This is a genomic window from Paenibacillus sp. FSL K6-3182 (assembly GCF_037976325.1).
Lineage (GTDB): Bacteria > Bacillota > Bacilli > Paenibacillales > Paenibacillaceae > Pristimantibacillus.
In genome coordinates, this window is sequence record NZ_CP150265.1 from 1,635,879 (window position 1) to 1,656,550 (window position 20,672).

The following is a 20,672-nucleotide window of genomic DNA, read 5'->3' on the forward strand; positions in this document are numbered from 1 at the left end:
CGGCTGGGGATGCTTTTTATATCCATCTCCTTGAATTTCAGTGCTAAAACGAATCTTTACCCGTATAATAAATGGATAAAAAACGATAGGTGGCTAGTCATTCATGAAAACAATCATGTTCACCGGGGGAGGCTCAGCCGGACACGTTACCGTTAATATGGCCTTGATCCCGCATTTTTTGGAAGAGGGCTGGTCAGTCCAATATATCGGATCGGAGAGCGGTATTGAAAGGCAGCTTATCGCAACGATTCCAGAGGTTAAGTATTTTCCGATATCGACGGGAAAGCTGAGAAGGTACATGGATATTCAGAACATAAAGGACCCGTTCAAGGTAGTAAAGGGTCTTTATCAAGCTTATCGCCTCATTAAGCAAAATAAACCGAACGTCATCTTCTCCAAAGGCGGATTTGTATCTGTACCTGTCGTTATTGGCGCATGGCTAAACAAGGTGCCGCTGCTTATTCATGAATCCGATCTGACGCCAGGTCTCGCCAATCGGTTATCGATCCCTTTTGCTACAGGAGTATGTACGACTTTTCCTGAGACGGGCAGCATGCTGAAGGCTGATAAAAGCAGGCATGTAGGGGCAGTTATACGTGAGGAAGTGAAGCAGGGCAACGCGGATAGAGGCAGAACTTTTTGCGGATTTACCAAAAACAAGCCTGTCATCTTAATTATGGGTGGAAGCTTAGGTGCACGCAAAATTAATCAGGCAGTCAGACAGTCATTAACAAGCCTGACCAAAAGCTATCAAATCGTTCATCTCTGCGGTAAAAATCAAGTTGACCCGTCGCTTGCTATGCCTGGCTATAAGCAATTCGAATTTGTGAATGAGCAATTGCCGGATGTTTTGGCGATGACGGACCTTGTGATTTCACGAGCAGGCTCTAATTCCATATTTGAATTTTTATCCTTAAAGAAGCCGATGCTGCTTATTCCTCTAACACGGGAACAGAGCCGAGGCGATCAAATTTTGAATGCCCAGTCGTTTGAGAAATCGGGTTATGCCGAAGTATTGTATGAAGAGAAGCTGACGGCAAGCACGCTTGTTGAGAGTGTCGAGCGTTTGTACCAAAACCGTAAATCCTATATCGATAGGATGAACATGAGTGAGGAAGCAAATGCGCTGTCCGCTGTTTTTGAATGGATTAATGAAATAGCGAAGAAGTAAGTAACTGCAAGAGACAACGAGAAAAAACGATCTGGGACGCCGATGCAAGCGTTCTGGATCGTTTTTTTTGTAATGAGGGCAACGATAGAAAAATATGCAAAAAGTTTATTGACGCTAAAACGTTTTCATGCAATAATGTACGCGTGTACATTTAAATGAAATGACAACTTAGCATATTAGCTTTTCAGGAGGAAAATGATTATTAGCAGGAAAGAAGTTGCGAAACTAGCTGGTGTTTCAGAGGCGACTGTTTCGAGAGTGATGAACAGCGTCGGCCCTATCAAAGAGGAAACGCGTGAACGTGTATTACAAGCCGCGGCTGAGCTTGGATACGTACCGAATGCGCTTGCTCAGCAATTTGCTCGAAGGAAGAGCGGGAATATTGGCGTCATATTGCCATTCGTGCCAAAAGTTCATTTGTTTTCCACTTACTATTTTTCGGAAATATTAAGTGGAATCGGTGAAACAGCGAAGCGCTGCGGCTATGACCTGCTTCTTATTTTTAGAGAACCAGATGGGGAGAGAGATTACGCTAAACTATTTCGCATGCATAAGATTGATGCTTGCATCGTTTTAGGCTCACAAAATGTGCCTGAGGAAAGAGCCGCCCTTGCTGAGCTGAAGGCTGAAAACTTTCCTTTCTGCCTTGTGAATCAGCGGTTTGATGCGGAGCATTATCGTACTGTCGATGCTGACCATGTTTCAGGCAGCAAGGCGGCCGTATCGCATTTGTTGAGTCAGGGCAGCCGCAGAATTGCTTTTGTTAACGGTCCGCTGCAATATTCAAATAGTGCCGATAGGCAGGAAGGCTACAAAGCGGCTCTAATGGAAGCGGGACTTGCTTATGAGCTGAGTCTAATCTATCACGGTAATTACAGCCGAAAGAGCGGGGCGGAGCTCGCGGAGCAATTGGCGGAACAAATTAAAGAAGGCAATATCGATGCGGTATTTGCGGCTAATGATCGAATGGCAATCGGCCTGATGCAGCGCTTGCGGGAACTGGGAGTTGAAGCTGGCGAGCATTATGCGCTAGTTGGATATGATGACTCAGACGGCTCGCGCATCATTAGTCCAAGGCTTTCAACCGTTGCTGTTCCTTTCTATGAAATGGGTAAGCTTGCAGCTGCTAGATTGCTGGACCCGGATCAGAAAACGAAAACGACAGATTCACAAACAGATGTTTTACCAGTCAGCTTGATCACAAGAGAAACGTCAAGACTCAAGCGTTAAATCCTGAATACGAGTTTTTCTGCTCCATTCTATTTCAATTGCGGGACGCGATCTTATCGCTAGAGGCAGCATAAGGCGTTTACGCTTAAGAGAGGCGGATTATTATGGATAAAGTAAGAGTTGGCATGGTTGGTTATAAGTTTATGGGGAAGGCACATAGCAACGCATACCGCGCGCTTCCGATGTTTTTCCCGAATGCGATTAAGCCGGAGATGACGGCCATTTGTGGTCGCGATCCAGAAGGCGTTGAACAAGCACGGTCACAATTCGGCTGGGAAAGTGCTGAAACGGATTGGAATGCGCTCGTTAACCGCGAGGATATCGACTTAATCGATATTAATGCACCAAGTGATGCACATAAGGCTATCGCTCTAGCAGCAGCGGCAGCTGGCAAACATATCTTTTGTGAGAAGCCGCTGGCGCTTACGCTTGAAGACTCCCGTGAAATGCTTGATGCTACAGAAAAAGCAGGCGTGAAGCATATGGTAGGTTTTAACTATCGATTTGCACCTGCTGTACAGCTTGCCAAAAAATTGGTGTCAGATGGCAGGCTCGGTGAAATCTATCATTTCCGTGCTGTGTTTTTGCAAGATTGGATTATCGATCCGAGCTTCCCGCTCGTATGGCGTCTTCAGAAGGAAATTGCAGGCTCCGGCTCCCATGGTGATTTAGGAGCACATTTGATAGATATGGCGCGTTTTCTCGTTGGAGAATTCAATGAGGTTATCGGCATGAGCGAAACTTTCGTTAAAGAGCGACCGATTGCTTCAGCTATGACAGGCCTTAGCGCAAAGGGAAGCGAGGGTGGACCGCTCGGAGAAGTAACAGTGGATGATGCAACCATGTTTATGACACGCTTTGCTAACGGCGCGCTGGGCAGCTTTGAGGCGACTCGCTTCGCAGCCGGCCATCGCTGTACGAACGCTTTTGAAATTAACGGCAGTAAAGGAAGCATCAAGTTTGATTTTGAGCGGATGAATGAGCTTCAAGTTTATTTCACCGATGATGCTGAGGATGTTCAAGGCTTCCGCCGCGTACTTGCAACCGATCCATCGCATGCGTATATGGACGCTTGGTGGCCAGCTGGACATACCATTGGATACGAGCATACGTTTACACATGAAATGCATGAGCTGATGCAAGCTTTTGCTGAAGATCGTCAGCCCGTACCGAACTTTGTAGATGGCGTGAAATGCCAAGAGGTTCTGGAGGCGGTAGATCGTTCGATTGCAGAACGCCGCTGGGTAGCAATTAGCGAATTATCGTAAGCCATATAGGGTTATTAGTTAGGAGATTACTTAGCGCTTGGAGAGAGGCAGGAGAAGGTAATGAAAAAAGCACTAATCGTATGGGGCGGCTGGGATGGACATCAGCCGAAAGAAGTAGCAGAAATTTTTCGTGAGGTGCTTGCAGCTGAGGACTTTGAGGTTGAGGTGTCCGACACATTGGAAGCATTTGCGGATGCAGAAAAACTGTTGGGACTTGATCTTATCGTACCCGTATGGACGATGGCACGGATCGAGCAGAAGCTTGTCGATAATGTATCTGCAGCTGTTCAAAGCGGCGTAGGTTTGGCAGGATGCCATGGCGGAATGTGCGATGCGTTTCGTGAAAATGTAGACTGGCAGTTTATGACCGGCGGACAATGGGTAGCTCACCCAGGCAATGACGGTGTTGAATATACGGTTAATATTAATAATTCATCCAGTCAGCTGACAGAAGGCATTGAAGATTTTGTTGTCAGCTCTGAGCAATATTATTTGCATGTGGATCCGGCAGTTGAAGTGCTGGCGACAACACGTTTTCCGCTGACACCGGGACCGCATTCACTCAACAAGGCAGTTGATATGCCGGTTGTATGGACGAAGCGCTGGGGTGTTGGACGCGTATATTACAACTCGCTTGGTCATCAAGCTAATATTATAGAGATTGAAGCGGTGAAAGAGCTTATGAGACGCGGCTTCTTGTGGTGTGCGGAAGGTAAAGCAAATGCGCTGGCAGCAGGCAAAACAGCTTCTGCTTATAGCGGTATGGCAGATAATCAGTTGTAAATCGCAATTATAATAATCTTAGGATATGAGAAGAGGGACTAGAGATTATGGAAAAGATCAAAGCAGGCATTATAGGAACAGGCAATATTAGCGGCATCTATTTTGAAAACGGCAATCGTTTTGATGCCTTGCAGGTTGTAGCTTGCGCAGATTTAGATGTGGAGAGAGCCAAAGCAAAAGGCGAGCAGTTTGGCGTTCGCGGTTGTTCGGTTGAGGAGCTGCTTGCTGATCCGGAAGTTCAAATGATAATCAATTTGACGATCCCACAAGCGCATGCATCGGTATGCTTGCAAGCTCTTGAAGCAGGCAAACATGTTTATGTAGAGAAGCCGTTTGCAGTTACTCGTGAAGAGGCGCAGCAGGTACTTGAGCTTGCTGAGAAAAAAGGTCTTTACGTTGGAAGCGCGCCGGATACATTCCTTGGCGGCGGCATCCAAACGAGCATTAAGCTGCTTGAGGACGGCTGGATTGGTACGCCGATTGGCGCGACTGCATTCATGGTGTGCGGTGGGCATGAATCATGGCATCCGGCTCCAGAATTTTATTATCAAAAGGGCGGCGGCCCGATGTTTGATATGGGGCCATACTATTTAACCGCGCTTGTAGCGCTGCTTGGACCGATCACTCGTGTAACGGGTTCGGCACGTATCTCTTTCCCAGAGAGAACGATTACAAGCAAACCGAAATACGGTCAGCAGGTAGAGGTTGAAGTACCAACTCATATCGCTGGAGTGATGGACTTTGCATCTGGCCCAATTGGAACATTGCTCACGAGCTTTGATGTGAAAGGTGGCTCAACGCTTCCTCGTATCGAAATATACGGCAGCGCGGGCACACTTCTTGTCCCAGATCCTAACGGGTTTGGCGGACAAATTAAGATTTGGCGTGCGGGCTCAAATGAATGGTCAGATATTCCGCTCGCTTACGGATACACAGAGAACGCTCGTGGTGTCGGTGCAGCAGACATGGCCAAAGCAATTCAAACCGGTCGTAAGCATCGCGCTAATGGCGAGCTTGCTTATCATGTACTCGAAGCTATGCATGGCTTCCATGACGCGTCGGAACAAGGCGTACATTATGTTATGAAGAGCACTTGTGAGCGCCCAGCGCCATTGCCGCTTGGTTTGCAGCCTTTCTGCTTGGATTAATAAAGGTTGAAGAGCATTAACGGCTAGAATGTAAAGACATTAATAAACAACTTTAAAAAAGAGCTGTCCCAAAAGTAGATGTATCTACGATTGGAACAGCTCTTGCTTTTTTGATGAAACATAGTTCGGACGTTGTCCTCACTTTAACAATCTTATAGCTAACGAACCCAGCAGGTCTTATTCAAACTATTCGTAATGGATTTAAATTTTAACGAACTCCAGAATCGTTATTTTGAGAAAAATAGCTCGGAACACCATGTAAATCATGATATAACGTTTATCAGGTTCGTTAAAATGAAAGAAGAGTCGTTTTCTGCATAATAAGCATGATACGGTTCGTTAGAGAAATGATTAAGGTATTATGCAATGCCGGCGAGACCAATAATTGAATCCGCCGGGAATAGCCTTTGATGCGCTATTTTTTCATGCTCTCCAACATTTTGTCCAAAGTGAGCTATTGATCCATCGATCTGAATCCTTTTGAGACAGCTTCTTTCGAATGTTGGCTATTATTTTATCCAAGCGGCAACCTTGTCAGGATTTTGCTCAACCCATGCTTTGGCAGCTGCTTCTGGCGTCTCGCCTTCTTGGATTTTGATCATAACGGAAGCCATATCATCTGGCGTCCAATTAAACTGATCGAGGAATGCATAAGCTTCAGGCAGATCATCCTTTAGTCCTTGACGGGCGATTGTATGAATTTGTTCATCTCCGCCATATACATTTTTAGGATCTGCCAAATATTTCAGCTCCATCTTGGCGAACATCCAGTGCGGTGTCCAGCCTGTCACAACAATCGGCTCTTTGTTAGCATAAGCCTTCTCAAGCTGCTGAGTCATCGCTGCGGAGGAACTCTCAAGCAGCTTCCATTTATCTCGCAGATTATATTGATCTAATACTTTCTCTGTCGACATCATGAGACCAGCACCCGGCTCAATACCGATAATCGTATGATCTACTTCAGCGCCAACGGCATCGTTAAGCTCGTCAATGCTGTTAACATCCATATATTTAGGAACGACTAGACCAATTTTTGTTCCTTCCAGATTTGGTCCTAGATCATCAAATTTACCTTTATATTTTTCGATGTACGATGCATGTGTTGTAGGAAGCCATGCAGCTACCATCGCATCTGCACTGCCGTCAGAAATACCAGCCCACATAGGCCCTGCATCAACTTGCATCATATCAACTTTGTAATTGAGCTTCTGCTCAAGTACTTCCTTCACAACATACGTGCTCGCTATCTCAGAATCCCAAGCCACGTAAGCAAGCGTTACTTTTTTCTTTGCGCCTTCATTGTTCGAAGAGCATCCAGCGACTAAAGCCATGGTCATAACAGCAGCAACAATTACACTCATTTTATTAAATTTCAAAAAATCACTCCTTAAAGTTTGCGCAGCAAACTAACATCGAAAGCATACGCTTTAATTTTGCGCAGCAAAATACTTCGTAAGCATACGCTTAAAGTTTGCGCAGCAAACTAACATCGAAAGCATACGCTTTAATCTTGCGCAGCAAACTAGCATTGAGCATGCGCTTAACGTTTATAAATTAGTTTAAGTGGTTTTGCTTTTACGAATAATTTGTTGGGTCAGTCGGTCTAAAATAATGGCTAATATAACAATAGCAAGACCAGCTTCAAACCCAACGCCGGTATTTCCTTGCGTCACTGCACGATATACATAAGCACCTACACCTTGTGCACCAATCATGGATGCAATGACGACCATCGATAGTGACAACATAATGGTCTGGTTAATGCCGGCCATAATGGTTGGCATGGCAATAGGAAGCTGCAGCTTGAACAATTTTTGCGTTGGCGTAGATCCGAAGGCATCTGCTGCTTCTACTAATTCGGCAGGGACTTGGCGAATGCCAAGATTCGTTAATCGTATCGTTGGCGGGATTGCAAAAATAATCGAAGAGATCACGCCAGGAACAACACCCAAGGAGAAGAACGTTACAGCTGGAAGCAAATAAACGAAGGCTGGCATCGTCTGCATAAGATCAAGCAGTGGTGTAATGATTTTTTGGAAATTGGTGTAGCGAGCACACAAAATTCCAATAGGAACACCAATCAGCACGGATATGAAAGCTGCAGTCAAAACGAGCGCTAGTGTCTGCATCGTTTGGCTCCATAAGCCGAGATTTTCTATGATTAACAATCCGATAAGTGTGAATATTCCCATTTTCCACTTGCCGATAAGCCAAGCCAAAATAGTGAATATCAAAATAAGCACTAGCGCTGGAAACCAATTGAGAGCGACATCCAAGCCATTTACAGTTTCGCCGACAACTGTGCGTATTAATTTGAAAAAAGGGTCGAAATGAGCTTCAAACCAAGCTTCCAGCCATTCGATCCAGTCAGCTAATGGAATTTTAGGTAGATTCAATACGTTCACCAGCCTCTAATACGGAATTTCCAGCTAATGCGGCTAGAACCGCGCCCTTGATGACGATGCCTTTAAGGCGCCCGTTTGCATCAATAATGGAAATGGGGAATTTCGAATTACTCATTAATTCAAACAACTCATTAAGCAGCGTATCCGGCTGTGCGAATGGTGCATCTCGCTCCATTGCATCTTCAAGCTTTTGGCCGTTTTTAATTGCATTCGCTGCTTCTTCTGCCGTTATAACGCCAAGCAGGCGCATACCTTTGTCGACAACGTAAAGGCTCGATACTCCGCGGTCACGCATAAATTGCAAAGCAACACGCGGACCTTTCTCGATCGTTATCGTTTCAGGCTTAATCATGACATGTGATGCTGTAAATACTTTGGATAAATCAACGTCCTCGACGAAACGCTCAACATATTTGTTCGCTGGCTGCATCAATATTTCTTCAGGTGATCCAATTTGGACGATGCTTCCGTCCTTCATCAAAGCGATTTGATCACCGATCCGCAGTGCTTCGTTTAAGTCATGGGTAATGAAAACAATTGTTTTCTTCATTTTGGATTGAAGCTCAAGCAGTTCATCCTGCATATCCTTCCGAATTAAAGGATCGAGTGCGCCAAAGGCTTCATCCATAAGCAGAACATCCGGATCGTTAGCAAGTCCTCTTGCGAGCCCAACGCGCTGCTGCATACCGCCGCTTAATTGGTCAGGATAGCTGTCTGCCCATCCTTTCAATCCAACAAGCTCTAGCGAATGCATCGCCATTTCTCTGCGTTTTTTCTTATCGATGCCCTGAACCTCTAGTCCGTATTCAATGTTTTGAATAACGGTGCGATGCGGAAACAGTGCGAACTTCTGAAATACCATACCAACATTTTTTCTTCTAAATTGCCGCAGTTGCTCTGGTGACATCTTAAGCACATCTGTCCCGTTAAACAGGACTTGACCTAAAGTAGGTTCAATTAATCGATTGAGAAGACGTACAAGTGTCGACTTGCCGCTACCGGACAAGCCCATAATAACAAATATTTGTCCCTCTTCAATCGAGAAATTTGCTTGGTTCACCCCAACCGTAAGCTTTGTTTCTGCAAAAATTTTCTCTTTAGACCATCCTTTATCCAGCAGCGGGATCGCCTTTTTCGGATCTGTTCCGAAAATTTTGGTCAGCCTCTTGGCTTCTATAATCGCCATGTTGTGCCCCCTTTGGAATATTTCGACTCCCATAAGTTTAGTTGGTTATGTTTGTTATGGTCAAAAGGCGTGAGACTCTGTATACTACGTACAGTTATAACTTTACGAACTTTACATACTGTATACTCTGGATAACTCCCTTTTTCGTATCAAACGTGTTCTTTACATATGGATGGTCATTTGATTACAATAATTGATGTAAGAATGATAGGGGGAAAGACACTCCTCAGGAGGAACGACATGAATGAGCTTGCAGCATTAACAGATGAGCAGCTAACCAAGCTGCATAAAGCAAGGCGCCGCGTCATTGAATCAATTGGTGAAAACATGGATTTGTATGGCATTACGTTATCCATTGGTCATTTGTACGGCAATATGTACTTTAATCGTGAGCCAGTTACACTTGATGAGATGAGCCAGACGATGGGCATGAGCAAGACATCAATGAGTACTGGCATGCGTACGCTGCATGATCTGAAGATGATAAATAAAGTATGGGGTAAAGGCTCAAGAAAAGACTTATATGAAGTAGAGCCGAACTGGCATCAAAACTTTACGGACTACTTCTCCATTAAATGGAGAAAAGCTGTCGAGCAAAATATGAGTGCCCTAAACCGATCAATGAAGGAAATCGATGCTCTAAAGCTTCAATACGAAAGCGAACAAGCTTTCCTTGATGTGCTTGATAATGATACACAAAAGATTGATGAGGCTTTAAAATATTACAAATGGCTGGATCGTTTAATCGATTCTTTTGAAAATGGAGATATTTACAAGCTAATACCTCTTGAAGAATAAAATGAGAAACGAAAGGCAACGCTTCTTGCCTTTATTATGCTTCAAAGCCGCGAGGAATTATTCTTGCGGTTTTTTTGCTTGTTTCGAGCATAATATAGAAGCTTTGGAACTGTATAAAAGAGGAATTAATGTATTTTTTACAAATATCAAGGTTCTAACTCCTAGGTATGTTTTTCTAAGTAAAATATGGTAAAATCATTACAATCATTTTAGAGCGGGGGATGTATATATCGATGGATAATCGCTTAAGAGCTAGCACTGAGCCTATGATTATTACGAACGGAAAGATCGTTTTGCCTGGCCAAATGGCTGACGGGGCAATTGCTATTATCGATGGGCGAATAACTGCTGTGCTGCACGATGAATTGGCAATCAGCAATTGGATAAAGCTGCACCCCCAGTCTATAAACATAGATGCGAAGCAGCAATACATACTTCCAGGTCTCATTGACATTCATTGCGATGCGATTGAGAAAGAAGTGCAGCCGCGTCCCAATACATTGTTTCCTTTGGATATGGCATTGCTAGAGTTTGAACGGAAGCTGCCGGTGCATGGCATAACTACGATGTATCATTCATTATCACTTGGCGTAGGGCTTAGTTTACGAGGAGATCATTTGCTAACGGGGATGATTGAGCATATTAACAGCTACCGCAATAAACGATCGATGATTCGCAATCGTATACATTTGCGCTTTGAGGTATCACATTTGGCAGGTATGCCCATTATTGAAAGGTTTTTGAATGAGAAAGCGATTGATTATTTATCGTTTATGGATCATTCACCCGGGCAAGGCCAATATCGTGAGCCCGGCTCATTTGAGCGTTATGTAATGAAGAATCAGGGTGTAGGCGTTGTAGAGGTACGTGCAATTGTTGATAATCTCATTCAGCAAAGGCAACTGGTAAATGGTGATCATTTGAAGAATCTGAGCAAACTTGCAGCTGAAGCTGGCATAGCTGTTGCCTCACATGACGATGATTCGGTGGAGAAGGTAGATGAGTCGCTTGATTTTGGGGTTTCTGTCTGTGAGTTTCCAATTAATATGGTTACGGCAAAATATGCTTCTAAGCGAGGGCTTCATGTTTGTGTAGGTGCTCCTAATGTTGTTAGAGGCGCGTCTCATGACAACAATTTAAAGGCGGTCGACGCAATTGCTGCTGGTGCTGCCCATATTTTATGCTCAGACTATCATCCATCTTCTATGCTGGCAGCTGTGTTTAAGCTTGCAGATGAAGGGATTGCCGCTTTGCCAGCAGCGGTACGGATGGTCTCATTACATCCAGCGCAGGCATTGGGCGTGGATGGTGACATTGGTTCCATAGAGCTTGGCAAAGCAGCGGATTTAATTATTGTGGATCGTTATGATGGCCTGCCTTGGGTAACAGCTACCATTATCGGAGGCCAAATTGTTTATTCTGCAGCTGTGCGTTACTGAGACGGATTAGCATGCTCAGAATGATGAAGATGCCTATATAAGGAATCAACCATTCGCTCTTGCTCTAGCTCAGTGGATTGCTGCCAGATCATCTCAAACAGTACGCCTAGCCCCGGCAAAGCACGCTCATCCGCGCCAATTGAGTCTTCAATTACTTCCGATAGATCTTTCGCAGAGTTATCCTGCACACGCATAACGATTGCTTGACGCAGATCAATTTCTTTCAAACTAAACAGCCTCCTGCCCATTGGGATTTACTTATTTACTATGTCCAGTGCATGCTTCTTTCATCCGAATGAGCAAGCTATGGTATACTGTCTAAATAACTGCAGCAATCATCCGCGTAAGGAGGATTATGTATCGATGGCAAAGAAGCAATACGCAGTAATTGGAATGGGGCGTTTTGGCTCCAGCATTGCAAAAGCTTTGACAGATATGGGCTTTGAGGTATTAGCTATTGACTCGAACGAACAGCGAGTACAAGAAGTCGTTAATTTTGTAACTCATGCAGTATCCGCTGATTCAACGGATGAGGAAGCGCTTCGAGCGCTCGGTATTCGGAATTTTGATGTTGTCGTCGTTGCGATAGGACAAGACATTCAGTCCAGCATTTTGACGACGCTCATTTTGAAGGATTTAGGCGTAAAAACGTTAATCGTCAAAGCTCAAAACGAGCTTCATGGTAAAGTTGTAGGCAAAATTGGTGCCGATAAGGTCGTTTTTCCCGAACGGGATATGGGCCTGCGCGTTGCGCATCATCTTGTGTCGCCTAACATTCTCGATTATATCGAGATATCAGACGATTATAGCATCATTGAAATTAAAGCTCCCGAGCCAATGATTGGACAAAGCTTGAAGAAGCTCGATATAAGGGCGAAGTATAAATGTAATGTTATGGCTATCAAAACAGGCTCTACAATGAACATCGCTCCATATGCGGACGATTTAATTGGCAGGGACGATATTCTTGTTATTGTAGGTAAAAACTCAGATCTAACAAATTTAGAAATTGCATATTCGGAAGGTTAAATCAAACTATGAATGAAAATTTTGATTCTTTGCTATCATCTGTACAAAATGACAGAGTCAAGCAGTGGGCATCGCTGCTAGACAAAAAATACCGTGATCGCAGCGGCCAATTCCTAATTGAAGGCGTTCATCTCGTATTGGAAGCGCTGAGAGGAACAGCAAAAGTTACGACGATAGTTTATGATGCAGAACGCGGTATTCCCGCAGAGCTTAAGCTGGAGCGAGAAACGAATGATACGGAGGCAACACTCGGTTTAGAGTGGGTTCAAGCTTCACGATCGGTCATGTCAAAATGCACAGGAACGGATACGCCTCCACCTGTATTTGCTATTTTGTCAAAGCTGTCCGTACATAAAGAGGCATTATATCGCAAAAACGGGCTTGTCGTTGTGCTTGACGGCGTACGAGATCCTGGAAATGCGGGAACGATCATCCGCAGCGCGGATGCGGTTGGCGCAGATGCTGTTATTTTGGGCAAAGGCTGCGTGGACCTCTACAATCCGAAAACCGTAAGATCTACGATGGGTTCTTTATTCCATCTGCCTATTATAGAAGCGGATTTAAAAGAACTTCTGCCCGAAGCGAAAGAAAAAGGCATGAAGCTTATTGGGACAAGCCTACAAGCAGAGCATACCTGCTATGGCTACGACTGGACACAGTCAACATGGCTGCTGATGGGCAGCGAATCAGAAGGACTGTGTCCTGAAGTTCGCGCGCTCGTGGATGAATCGGTCATTATTCCGATGGTTGGACAAGCAGAGTCGTTAAATGTAGCGATGGCAGCAACGGTTTTGCTGTATGAAAGCTTGCGTCAGCGGGCTTATAACAAATAAATATCGAAATCAAAAAAAGGCTGTTACAAGGTTATTACCTTGTGACAGCCTCTCGTTTTTCACGCTAGCTTATTGGATAACTCCGCAAGCGATACGATTACCAGAATTTCCGGATGGATCGGTAACATAATCATCTTCTTTTTCATGGATGATAATGGATGTGCCGCCGTCCTTTAATAAGGAATTTGGTTTGCCTTTCAAGAGCGTCACATCGCTGCTTACGATATCAGCCTTCACTTTGCCATCGGCATCTACCGTAATATTGGGGAGGTCACCGTTATGGTAGCCTTTTGGATTGTTAAAGCCATGCTGCTTATTCACTGGATTGAAATGAGCTTCAGCCGTTTTGAAATCAGGAGTATCGCATTTGCCCACGCTGTGAAAGTGAATACCATGCTTGCCTGGAGCAAGCTTCTCCGCTTCAATGTGCAAATATACTTTGTCAGCTTTTTGGGTGAGCTGAGCTGATCCAATATGTTGGCCTTCGCTGTTAATTATAGTGACAAGTACTCCAGCAGGTTCAGCATTTGGATTTGGATGTGCTAATACAATTCCAAATGTTTGGGTCAGGAATAGCAAACAGACTAACATAGATATTTTTCTCATCGTATTCTCCCATTCATCTTGTTTTTGTTTTGACCGCATAGAAAACGGCAATATGCTTATAGTGTGCAAAACGATTACTTTTATACATAAAAATCCAGCTGGAGGAATGAGTATGAATATTAGAAGGTTCCTTGAAGAGGATATTAGTGAGGTTGTTTCCCTATTCTATGAAACGGTGCATGAAGTAAACAAACAACATTATTCAAAAGATCAGCTTAACGCTTGGGCTCCACAAGATGAGACAGACCAAAAAATCAAAGCTTGGAAGGAATCCATGGTTCGAAATATTACTTTTATCGCTGAGAACAGCGGTCAAATTGTAGGATTTGCTGACATGACCTATGGAGGGGAACTGGATCGAATGTATGTCCATAAGGATTATCAGAGAAGAGGCGTAGCTTCAGCCCTATTGAAAAAACTTGAAGCTGAAGCTGGTCGACTAGGGGTAAATGAGATAAAAACAGATGCGAGCATAACAGCAAAACCATTTTTTGAACGTCATGAGTACCGGGAAGTTGAGTCGCAAGTCGTGGAACGGAGAGGTGTGAAATTAAACAATTTTAAAATGATCAAAAAGCTTTAAAAATACTCATACGAAGAAGAATACTATGTAGCCGCTGTGTTTGTCGCTTCCTTCTGAATGCTATGAACACCCATCACAACTGCAATAAGCTCATAGTCTATACTTCCAGCAGAGGCTCCATTTGCATCCATAATCGTTGTTTCACCAGCATTAAAGAAGTTGTCTTTAAAATAAAGCTCCACTTGAATACCACCTTTCTGTTTAAGAATAAGAAATGTCCGGCTAGCCAAATATATTTTTTACAAACGGAGTTATGGGCATATCTATTAAATCACACATAGGAATCCACTTTGCGCCTAACGAGTCTTGACCATCGCCATCCGTTCTTAAATTAAATGTATCATCTACTAGTTTTACATCATAAATAATGCCGATATGGTGCATCTCTTCTAATTTATCCGCTTTAAATGGCCAGATCAGCGTATATGACATTGTCGTTTTGATGGTGCCAGTTAACGCTGTAATTCCTGTCTCTTCTTTAAACTCTCTAATGAGTGTTTGATAAGGCTCCTCTCCAAATTCAATCGACCCTCCTGGGAAATCCCACTTCCCTGTATGCGGCCCTCTGCCTTTTTTAATGAGCAATACTTTATCGTCTTTCTTCAAGATGCCGTACACCCCAAGATGTGTAAATCTATCCATATATAAGCCTCCTTCACAATGTCATCTTCGACATCATGTGCGCTTACTCCTTGTAAATACAAAATTTGGTTTGGCTATTGCAATAACACTTGCCCTTATGTTATTTTAAAAAGAATGAATGAAAGGGAGGTGAAGTAGGTGAATCACGAAATGGTCAATAACCGTATTAGCCAGCTGCCGATTGCTATGGCTGGCATTGTTCATACATTTTCCGCGAACGGGAGAGGTCTGTCCAATTATGCTCATACGATTAAACCATTCGCGAGAAGACGCCTACTTTAACCACTACGGATAGCTTTACCATCCGAAGGGTCGCAGGCTTGTTGCTGCGGCTCTTTTTTTGTTGTGTTTGAGAGTCAGGGTCTTCATCTAACAGGAGGCTCTTCACATGATTATTGTTAATATACAGGAAATAAAGAAATACCACGCTGCAAATCTGATATTTGATGGACTTACGCTGCAAATACAAGCAGGCGAGAAGATCGGGTTGATTGGCCGCAACGGAAGCGGAAAATCGACATTGCTTCGCCTAATTTCAGGTCATGATCAGGTAGATGAGGGAATGCTTACAGTACAGAAGGAGCTGGCAATCGGATATTTGCCGCAGACACCTGCCGAGTTTGATAAGCTGACCGTTTATGAAGTTTTGGCTTATGGCTATCAAGACTTAATGGCGTGCAAGCAACAGATGACGCAGATGGAAATAGAGATGTCGAGTCCGCAAATGCTTGCTGATTCAGCTGCTTTGGAGCGTTTGTTAAAAACATACTCGCTGGCTCAGGAAAGGTTCGAGAGAAGCGGCGGTTATGAGATGGATACGGCAATTGAGCAGGTCGCAACGGGCTTGCGTATCGACCGAGCTGTTTATTCACGAAGCTTTGGCAGCCTGTCCGGCGGTGAGAAAACGCGGATTGCACTTGCATCCCAGCTGATTGTCCGACCGGCTTTGCTGCTGCTTGATGAACCTACGAACCATCTGGATTTGCGGGGGATGGAGTGGCTGGAGCAATTTATTCAGCAATATGATGGCGCATGTGTCATCGTATCGCATGATCGTTATTTTCTTGATGAGGTGTGCTCCAAAATAATCGAGCTTGAGGACGGTACAGCACAAACCTTTCTTACAAACTATAGCGGATATGTGAAGGAGAAAGAGGAGCTTCTCTTGCTGCAGTTTGCGAATTTTCAAGAGCAGCAGAAGCAGATAAAGAAGATGAAGGAAACGATTAAGCGCTTGGAGGAATGGGGGCGTATCGGCGACAATGAGAAGTTTTTTAAACGCGCCGCTTCCATGCGCAAAGCTTTGGAAAAGCTGGAAATGATTAAACGACCGGTTCTTGATCCGAAGACCGCTGATTTCGAGCTTACAGCGCTTGATCGCTCTGGACGTAAGGCCATTACCTTTGAGAATGTAACTAAACAATTCGGTGATCGGGTTATTTTGGAAAAAGCTGAGGGCAGCTTGTTCTATGGTGAGAAGGTTGTGCTGGTCGGGGACAATGGGTCAGGCAAAACGACGCTGTTTAAGATGCTGCTTGGCGAGCTTCAACCAGATGATGGACAGCTAGTCTTAGGAGCCCGTCTTCATATCGGCTATTTGGCTCAAGAAGAGAAGGTTGACGATAAGCAGCTCAGCGTACTTGAATTTTTTAAAACGGAGGGCGGTTTAGAAGAAGGCGAGGCAAGGAATATACTGGCTAGCTATTTGTTTTACGGAACGGATGTATTTAAACCACTTCATTTGCTGTCAGGCGGGGAATGGTCACGCCTTCGCCTCGCGCTGCTTATTCGCAAAAAACCGAATTTATTGCTGTTGGATGAGCCAACGAATCATCTTGATGTCAGCTCCCGCGAGGCGCTGGAGGAAGCTTTGGAAAACTATGATGGAACGGTGCTGGCGATCTCGCATGATCGGTATTTTATCAATCGGCTGGCTAAACGAGTTTGGGAGCTTAATGAGGGAGCCATTCACACTTACTTGGGCAATTACGATGACTTTAAGTCAAAGCGGAAGCCTTATAAAACGAACGAGAACATTGTTACCATTAAAACGGAGCATGTTGTGCGAGATCCGAAGCAATTAGCTAACTATTCAAAGCCGAAACATGGTGGAAGAGTGGAGCGTACGAAGGAGCAGCTGGAACAAGAGATTGCGAGGCTTGAAGCAAGTCTGCTAGAGGGCAATATGGAAATGGAGCAAATCGCGACAATGGGTGATCCAGCTGCGCTTGAATCCATTTGGAATATGCAGGAGGAACGGCAAAAGCAGCTGGATCAGCTAATGGAAGTATGGTTGGAACTATAATTCATAAAATGCTGCTCAACTAAAGCGAATACAGATCAATATTTAATGTTTTATGCTGGATTTTAAGATAGCTGTACAGGACTTGATTCTGAAAAAGCCAACGGATTAGTCTTCCTAATCCGTTGGCTTTTTCTATATATTCTCATCTTTCTAATTTTAATAGACCCTTCCTAAATAAGATATGGTAAACTAAAAGTTGGAAACGTCAAGTCCGAGGGAGTGAAGTCATGGAACAGTTGATCGGGAAAAAAATGAAATATGATATTTTGAACGCTTATGGCGTTACGATTGTACCTGCTGACTCTGTTCTGACTCGTGAATCAATACAAATATTAATAAACCATCGGATAGATTTATCATCGATTGCCCTTGCTTATGAGGATAAGCCGATTCAGCAATCAAGCATTCAAATTGGTGAGCTTGTTCAGCAAACGGTGAATATCTCAAAAGAGCTCTTTGAATCGATATTAGTATCACGTAAGGTCCCGTTAATGGAGATTCGCAATGAGGTGCTGCCAGCTATTTTGCAGCTATCCAAAAATCAGGATATTTTCGAATTATTCGAAGCGGTGAAAGCCAAGGATGATTATGTATATGAGCATAACGTAGGAGTGGGCGTCATATCGACGCTTATCGGAAGATGGATGAATCTGGACAATTCAGAGCTTTCGATTTTGTCGCTTGCTGCTACCCTGCATGATGTTGGCAAAGTAAAGCTTCCGCTAGAGGTTTTAAACAAGCCGGGCAAGCTGAATGAGGTTGAATTCCAATTAATTAAGAAGCACACCATTTACGGTTATGAGCTGCTCAAGGGTACGACGGGCTTAAGCCTCCGAATCGCTCGTGTTGCGCTTCAGCATCATGAACGCGAGGACGGGAACGGCTATCCACTCGGACTGAAAAAGGAAAATATCGATTTATTCAGCTCTATCGTAGCAGTTGCGGATATTTTTCATGCGATGTCCTCCAAGCGTCCTTATCACGAGCCATTATCCTTTCATGAAATTGTTAATCAGATGACAGATGGGAAGTTTGGCGTTCTTAACCCGCAAATTATCTCGGTATTTATTGAAAACCTGATGAAGCGATTAGTCGGCAAACAAGTGCTTCTGACGGATGGCCGAGAAGGCGAGGTCGTGTACATCAATCCGCACAATATTGAGACGCCTCTTATCAAGCTGGCAGATTATTTCTTGGATTTAAGCCAGGAGAGAAATATACATATCAAATCTATTATCGCTTAAAATATACCATCCTAAGTGTTGCTAACCAACATCTGTTGACTAGCAGCATTTTTTTGTATGAAGTATGTGTATTTCTACGATTTTGCTCCATTGCCCTTTTTGAAAAGGGTAGATCTAGCCACTCTGTTTGGCTGTTTTTTTTGCTATAGTACAATTATTAACCGGAGGTGCCTGCATGCGATCGGGTCTTAGCAATCCTTTGACAAAATTGAACATAAAGCAGCAATTGATACTTTTGTTTCTCGTGATGGTGAGTCCGATTTTTCTACTGCATTGGTACGGCAATATGAAAGCAGAGCATTTGCTCAAAAACCATGTGACGAGCGCATATGTGGAGCTCATTAAACAAAACGATACCGTCATTAATCGTGACATGGATACGATCAGCAAAATAACGACGACGATTATTCAAAATCCAATTACGCAGCAGCTTGTCCCTACTGGGGCTGAGACGGTTATTGAGAGAGTACGGAAATACGATAAGGTCGACAAGCTGCTTGCGAGTAATTCGATTCCTCTTAATGGAGGAGAAGCCGTATATTATTCGCTGTATATTTATGACCCGAATGATTACTATTTTTTTGCACCGAAGCGTCAGTTGACACAAACCGGGGTTTATTTTTTCTCCGATGCAGAGAAGCCAAGCTGGTACGATGATGCGGTCAGTTATAAGAGTAAAGGGTACATGGAAATTATTGATTCAAATGTAGGGTTGTCGCAGATCAGCACGCTTGCTTATATTCGTGCCGTTAGCAATGTATCTATTGGAAACGGTATCATTGGCGTTTTGGTCGCAACAAAGATGGATATGAAAATTAGCGAATCGCTGAAATCCGTTTCATTGCCAGACGGCAAGATCATGTTTATGGATTGGTCGAACCGCGTGCTCGCAGCGACTGATTCAAGTCTGATGGGGAAGACGTATGTACTGCCGCCTGCAACAGAGATTAAAGATGGGATGGAAGCGGTGGGCACTTTTGATGTCATGACCTCTGATTACATCTATGTGGTCAATTATAACCGCAACTTGAACAATAAACTTGTCTATCAAATTCCGATCAGCTCGTTATTAAAGCAGCAAAGCGAGCTCAAGCATGTCATTCAGCTCATTTCTATTGCTTATATATTGTTCGGCTGCGTCGTTGTTGTTTATTTCTGGCGCTCGCTTATGACGCCGCTTCAGAAGCTGGCGCAATTTGTTCGCACCTATGAGCCAGGCAGGCTAGTACCGGAGACGCCGGGAAAAGGCCGGAATGACGAGGTCGGCGTACTCTTTGCTGCTTTGTATGACATGGCCCGCAGGCTGAATGTGCTTATTCATTATAAATATCATATGGACATCAAGCAGAAGGAGTCGCAGCTTCAGCTGCTTTACCAGCAAATTAATCCACATCTACTGTACAACACGCTTGAGAGTATTTACTGGAAGAGCTCGCTTGAAGGCAATACGGAATCGGCTGAAATGATTAAGGACTTATCGAAGCTGATGAAAATTGGCCTAAGCAGAGGGAGAGAGCTCATTCCGCTGGACGAGGAGCTTGAGCATGCATCCGCTTATGTCAGCTTGCAGCAGAAGCGGTACAAATATGAGTTTCAAGTGCATTGGAACATTTCCGATGCAGCAAGAATGATTATGATTCCGAAAATATCGCTGCAGCCGCTTATCGAAAATGCGATTATCCATGGCGTTAAATTTATGGGCGAGGATGGCGAAATCCAAATTTCGGCCGTAGTTGAGGGCGAGCGGGTTACGATCAAGGTGGAGGACAACGGACATAAGGAAGTTGATTATGCCTCAATTGAGCGTTTGTTAAGCAATGACAAGTCGGATCATAGTTTAGGTTATGGGATTCGTAACATTCAACAACGAATTCAGCTTCATTTTGGCAATGGATATGGAATGAGCTACAAGCGCGGGGACAACGGCGGTACGACGGTGACGATTATTTTGCCAACGAGCTATGATGAGACAAAGTGAGCATTGGAATGCAGACGGGGAGGA

21 protein-coding genes are annotated in these 20,672 nt (G+C 44.1%); 14 read left to right on the forward strand and 7 right to left on the reverse strand.

The features are described 5' to 3' along the window. Positions 1-103 precede the first annotated feature (103 nt). The 5 genes from MHH56_RS07065 (at position 104) to MHH56_RS07085 (ending at position 5,600) form a co-directional block, all read left to right on the forward strand. Complete coding sequence (locus MHH56_RS07065) at positions 104-1,171, forward strand: undecaprenyldiphospho-muramoylpentapeptide beta-N-acetylglucosaminyltransferase (protein ID WP_339207467.1); 1,068 nt, start codon at positions 104-106, stop codon at positions 1,169-1,171. Between the two features lie 195 nt (positions 1,172-1,366). Further along, entirely contained in the window at positions 1,367-2,401 is a 1,035-nt protein-coding gene (locus tag MHH56_RS07070; protein ID WP_339207468.1) for a LacI family DNA-binding transcriptional regulator, read from the forward strand. Between the two features lie 104 nt (positions 2,402-2,505). Next, on the forward strand, positions 2,506-3,669 hold the full coding sequence (locus tag MHH56_RS07075; protein ID WP_339207469.1) for a Gfo/Idh/MocA family oxidoreductase: 1,164 nt from the start codon (positions 2,506-2,508) through the stop codon (positions 3,667-3,669). Positions 3,670-3,729: 60 nt separating this feature from the next. After that, the gene (locus MHH56_RS07080; protein ID WP_076270996.1) at positions 3,730-4,452 is read left to right on the forward strand and encodes a ThuA domain-containing protein; all 723 of its coding nucleotides are present in this window, start codon (positions 3,730-3,732) and stop codon (positions 4,450-4,452) included. A gap of 47 nt (positions 4,453-4,499) precedes the next feature. Continuing rightward, positions 4,500-5,600 carry a Gfo/Idh/MocA family oxidoreductase gene (locus tag MHH56_RS07085; protein ID WP_179089922.1) on the forward strand — a complete coding sequence of 367 codons (1,101 nt, stop codon included), beginning with the start codon at positions 4,500-4,502 and terminating at the stop codon, positions 5,598-5,600. A 509-nt stretch (positions 5,601-6,109) separates the two neighbouring features. On the opposite strand, the gene MHH56_RS07090 is transcribed toward MHH56_RS07085, so the two are convergent. From MHH56_RS07090 to MHH56_RS07100, 3 genes are all read right to left on the reverse strand, one after another. Further along, on the reverse strand, positions 6,110-6,976 hold the full coding sequence (locus tag MHH56_RS07090; RefSeq protein ID WP_339207470.1) for a glycine betaine ABC transporter substrate-binding protein: 867 nt from the start codon (positions 6,974-6,976) through the stop codon (positions 6,110-6,112). Positions 6,977-7,159: 183 nt separating this feature from the next. Then, positions 7,160-7,996 carry a proline/glycine betaine ABC transporter permease gene (locus MHH56_RS07095; RefSeq protein WP_076270998.1) on the reverse strand — a complete coding sequence of 279 codons (837 nt, stop codon included), beginning with the start codon at positions 7,994-7,996 and terminating at the stop codon, positions 7,160-7,162. Further along, positions 7,983-9,191 (reverse strand): glycine betaine/L-proline ABC transporter ATP-binding protein, encoded by a 1,209-nt coding sequence (locus tag MHH56_RS07100; protein WP_339207471.1) that lies wholly within the window; start codon positions 9,189-9,191, stop codon positions 7,983-7,985. Before MHH56_RS07100 ends, MHH56_RS07095 begins: the two co-directional genes overlap by 14 nt. Positions 9,192-9,431: 240 nt before the next feature. Between MHH56_RS07100 and MHH56_RS07105 the strand changes: the two genes are divergently transcribed. Beyond that, positions 9,432-9,989 (forward strand): GbsR/MarR family transcriptional regulator, encoded by a 558-nt coding sequence (locus tag MHH56_RS07105; RefSeq protein ID WP_339207472.1) that lies wholly within the window; start codon positions 9,432-9,434, stop codon positions 9,987-9,989. A gap of 233 nt (positions 9,990-10,222) precedes the next feature. After that, entirely contained in the window at positions 10,223-11,428 is a 1,206-nt protein-coding gene (locus MHH56_RS07110) for an alpha-D-ribose 1-methylphosphonate 5-triphosphate diphosphatase (RefSeq protein WP_339207473.1), read from the forward strand. On the opposite strand, the gene sspI is transcribed toward MHH56_RS07110, so the two are convergent. Continuing rightward, positions 11,422-11,655, reverse strand: coding sequence for a small acid-soluble spore protein SspI (sspI, locus tag MHH56_RS07115; protein WP_144376885.1), 234 nt, complete (start codon positions 11,653-11,655; stop codon positions 11,422-11,424). The genes MHH56_RS07110 and sspI overlap by 7 nt on opposite strands. A gap of 79 nt (positions 11,656-11,734) precedes the next feature. Between sspI and MHH56_RS07120 the strand changes: the two genes are divergently transcribed. Then, entirely contained in the window at positions 11,735-12,457 is a 723-nt protein-coding gene (locus tag MHH56_RS07120; RefSeq protein ID WP_076271060.1) for a TrkA family potassium uptake protein, read from the forward strand. Between the two features lie 8 nt (positions 12,458-12,465). Next, entirely contained in the window at positions 12,466-13,290 is an 825-nt protein-coding gene (locus MHH56_RS07125) for an RNA methyltransferase (protein ID WP_339207474.1), read from the forward strand. A 69-nt stretch (positions 13,291-13,359) separates the two neighbouring features. On the opposite strand, the gene MHH56_RS07130 is transcribed toward MHH56_RS07125, so the two are convergent. After that, the gene (locus MHH56_RS07130) at positions 13,360-13,896 is read right to left on the reverse strand and encodes a superoxide dismutase family protein (RefSeq protein ID WP_076271003.1); all 537 of its coding nucleotides are present in this window, start codon (positions 13,894-13,896) and stop codon (positions 13,360-13,362) included. A gap of 112 nt (positions 13,897-14,008) precedes the next feature. Between MHH56_RS07130 and MHH56_RS07135 the strand changes: the two genes are divergently transcribed. Beyond that, positions 14,009-14,479: a GNAT family N-acetyltransferase gene (locus MHH56_RS07135; RefSeq protein WP_339207475.1), complete on the forward strand. Its 471-nt coding sequence runs from the start codon at positions 14,009-14,011 to the stop codon at positions 14,477-14,479. 23 nt (positions 14,480-14,502) lie between these two features. Here MHH56_RS07135 and MHH56_RS07140 read toward each other — a convergent pair whose 3' ends face one another. Both MHH56_RS07140 and MHH56_RS07145 read right to left on the reverse strand, forming a co-directional pair. After that, the gene (locus MHH56_RS07140; RefSeq protein WP_339207476.1) at positions 14,503-14,661 is read right to left on the reverse strand and encodes a hypothetical protein; all 159 of its coding nucleotides are present in this window, start codon (positions 14,659-14,661) and stop codon (positions 14,503-14,505) included. Between the two features lie 40 nt (positions 14,662-14,701). Next, a complete protein-coding gene (locus MHH56_RS07145; RefSeq protein WP_339207477.1) occupies positions 14,702-15,121 on the reverse strand; it encodes an NUDIX hydrolase in 420 nt (139 codons plus the stop codon). A 138-nt stretch (positions 15,122-15,259) separates the two neighbouring features. Between MHH56_RS07145 and MHH56_RS07150 the strand changes: the two genes are divergently transcribed. From MHH56_RS07150 to MHH56_RS07165, 4 genes are all read left to right on the forward strand, one after another. Further along, positions 15,260-15,403, forward strand: a complete 144-nt coding sequence (locus MHH56_RS07150) for a hypothetical protein (RefSeq protein ID WP_179089924.1) — start codon at positions 15,260-15,262, stop codon at positions 15,401-15,403. Between the two features lie 106 nt (positions 15,404-15,509). Further along, entirely contained in the window at positions 15,510-17,426 is a 1,917-nt protein-coding gene (locus MHH56_RS07155) for an ABC-F family ATP-binding cassette domain-containing protein (protein ID WP_339207478.1), read from the forward strand. A 227-nt stretch (positions 17,427-17,653) separates the two neighbouring features. After that, the gene (locus MHH56_RS07160; RefSeq protein WP_076271007.1) at positions 17,654-18,670 is read left to right on the forward strand and encodes an HD-GYP domain-containing protein; all 1,017 of its coding nucleotides are present in this window, start codon (positions 17,654-17,656) and stop codon (positions 18,668-18,670) included. Positions 18,671-18,845: 175 nt separating this feature from the next. Further along, a complete protein-coding gene (locus tag MHH56_RS07165; RefSeq protein WP_339207479.1) occupies positions 18,846-20,648 on the forward strand; it encodes a histidine kinase in 1,803 nt (600 codons plus the stop codon). Positions 20,649-20,672 lie beyond the last annotated feature (24 nt).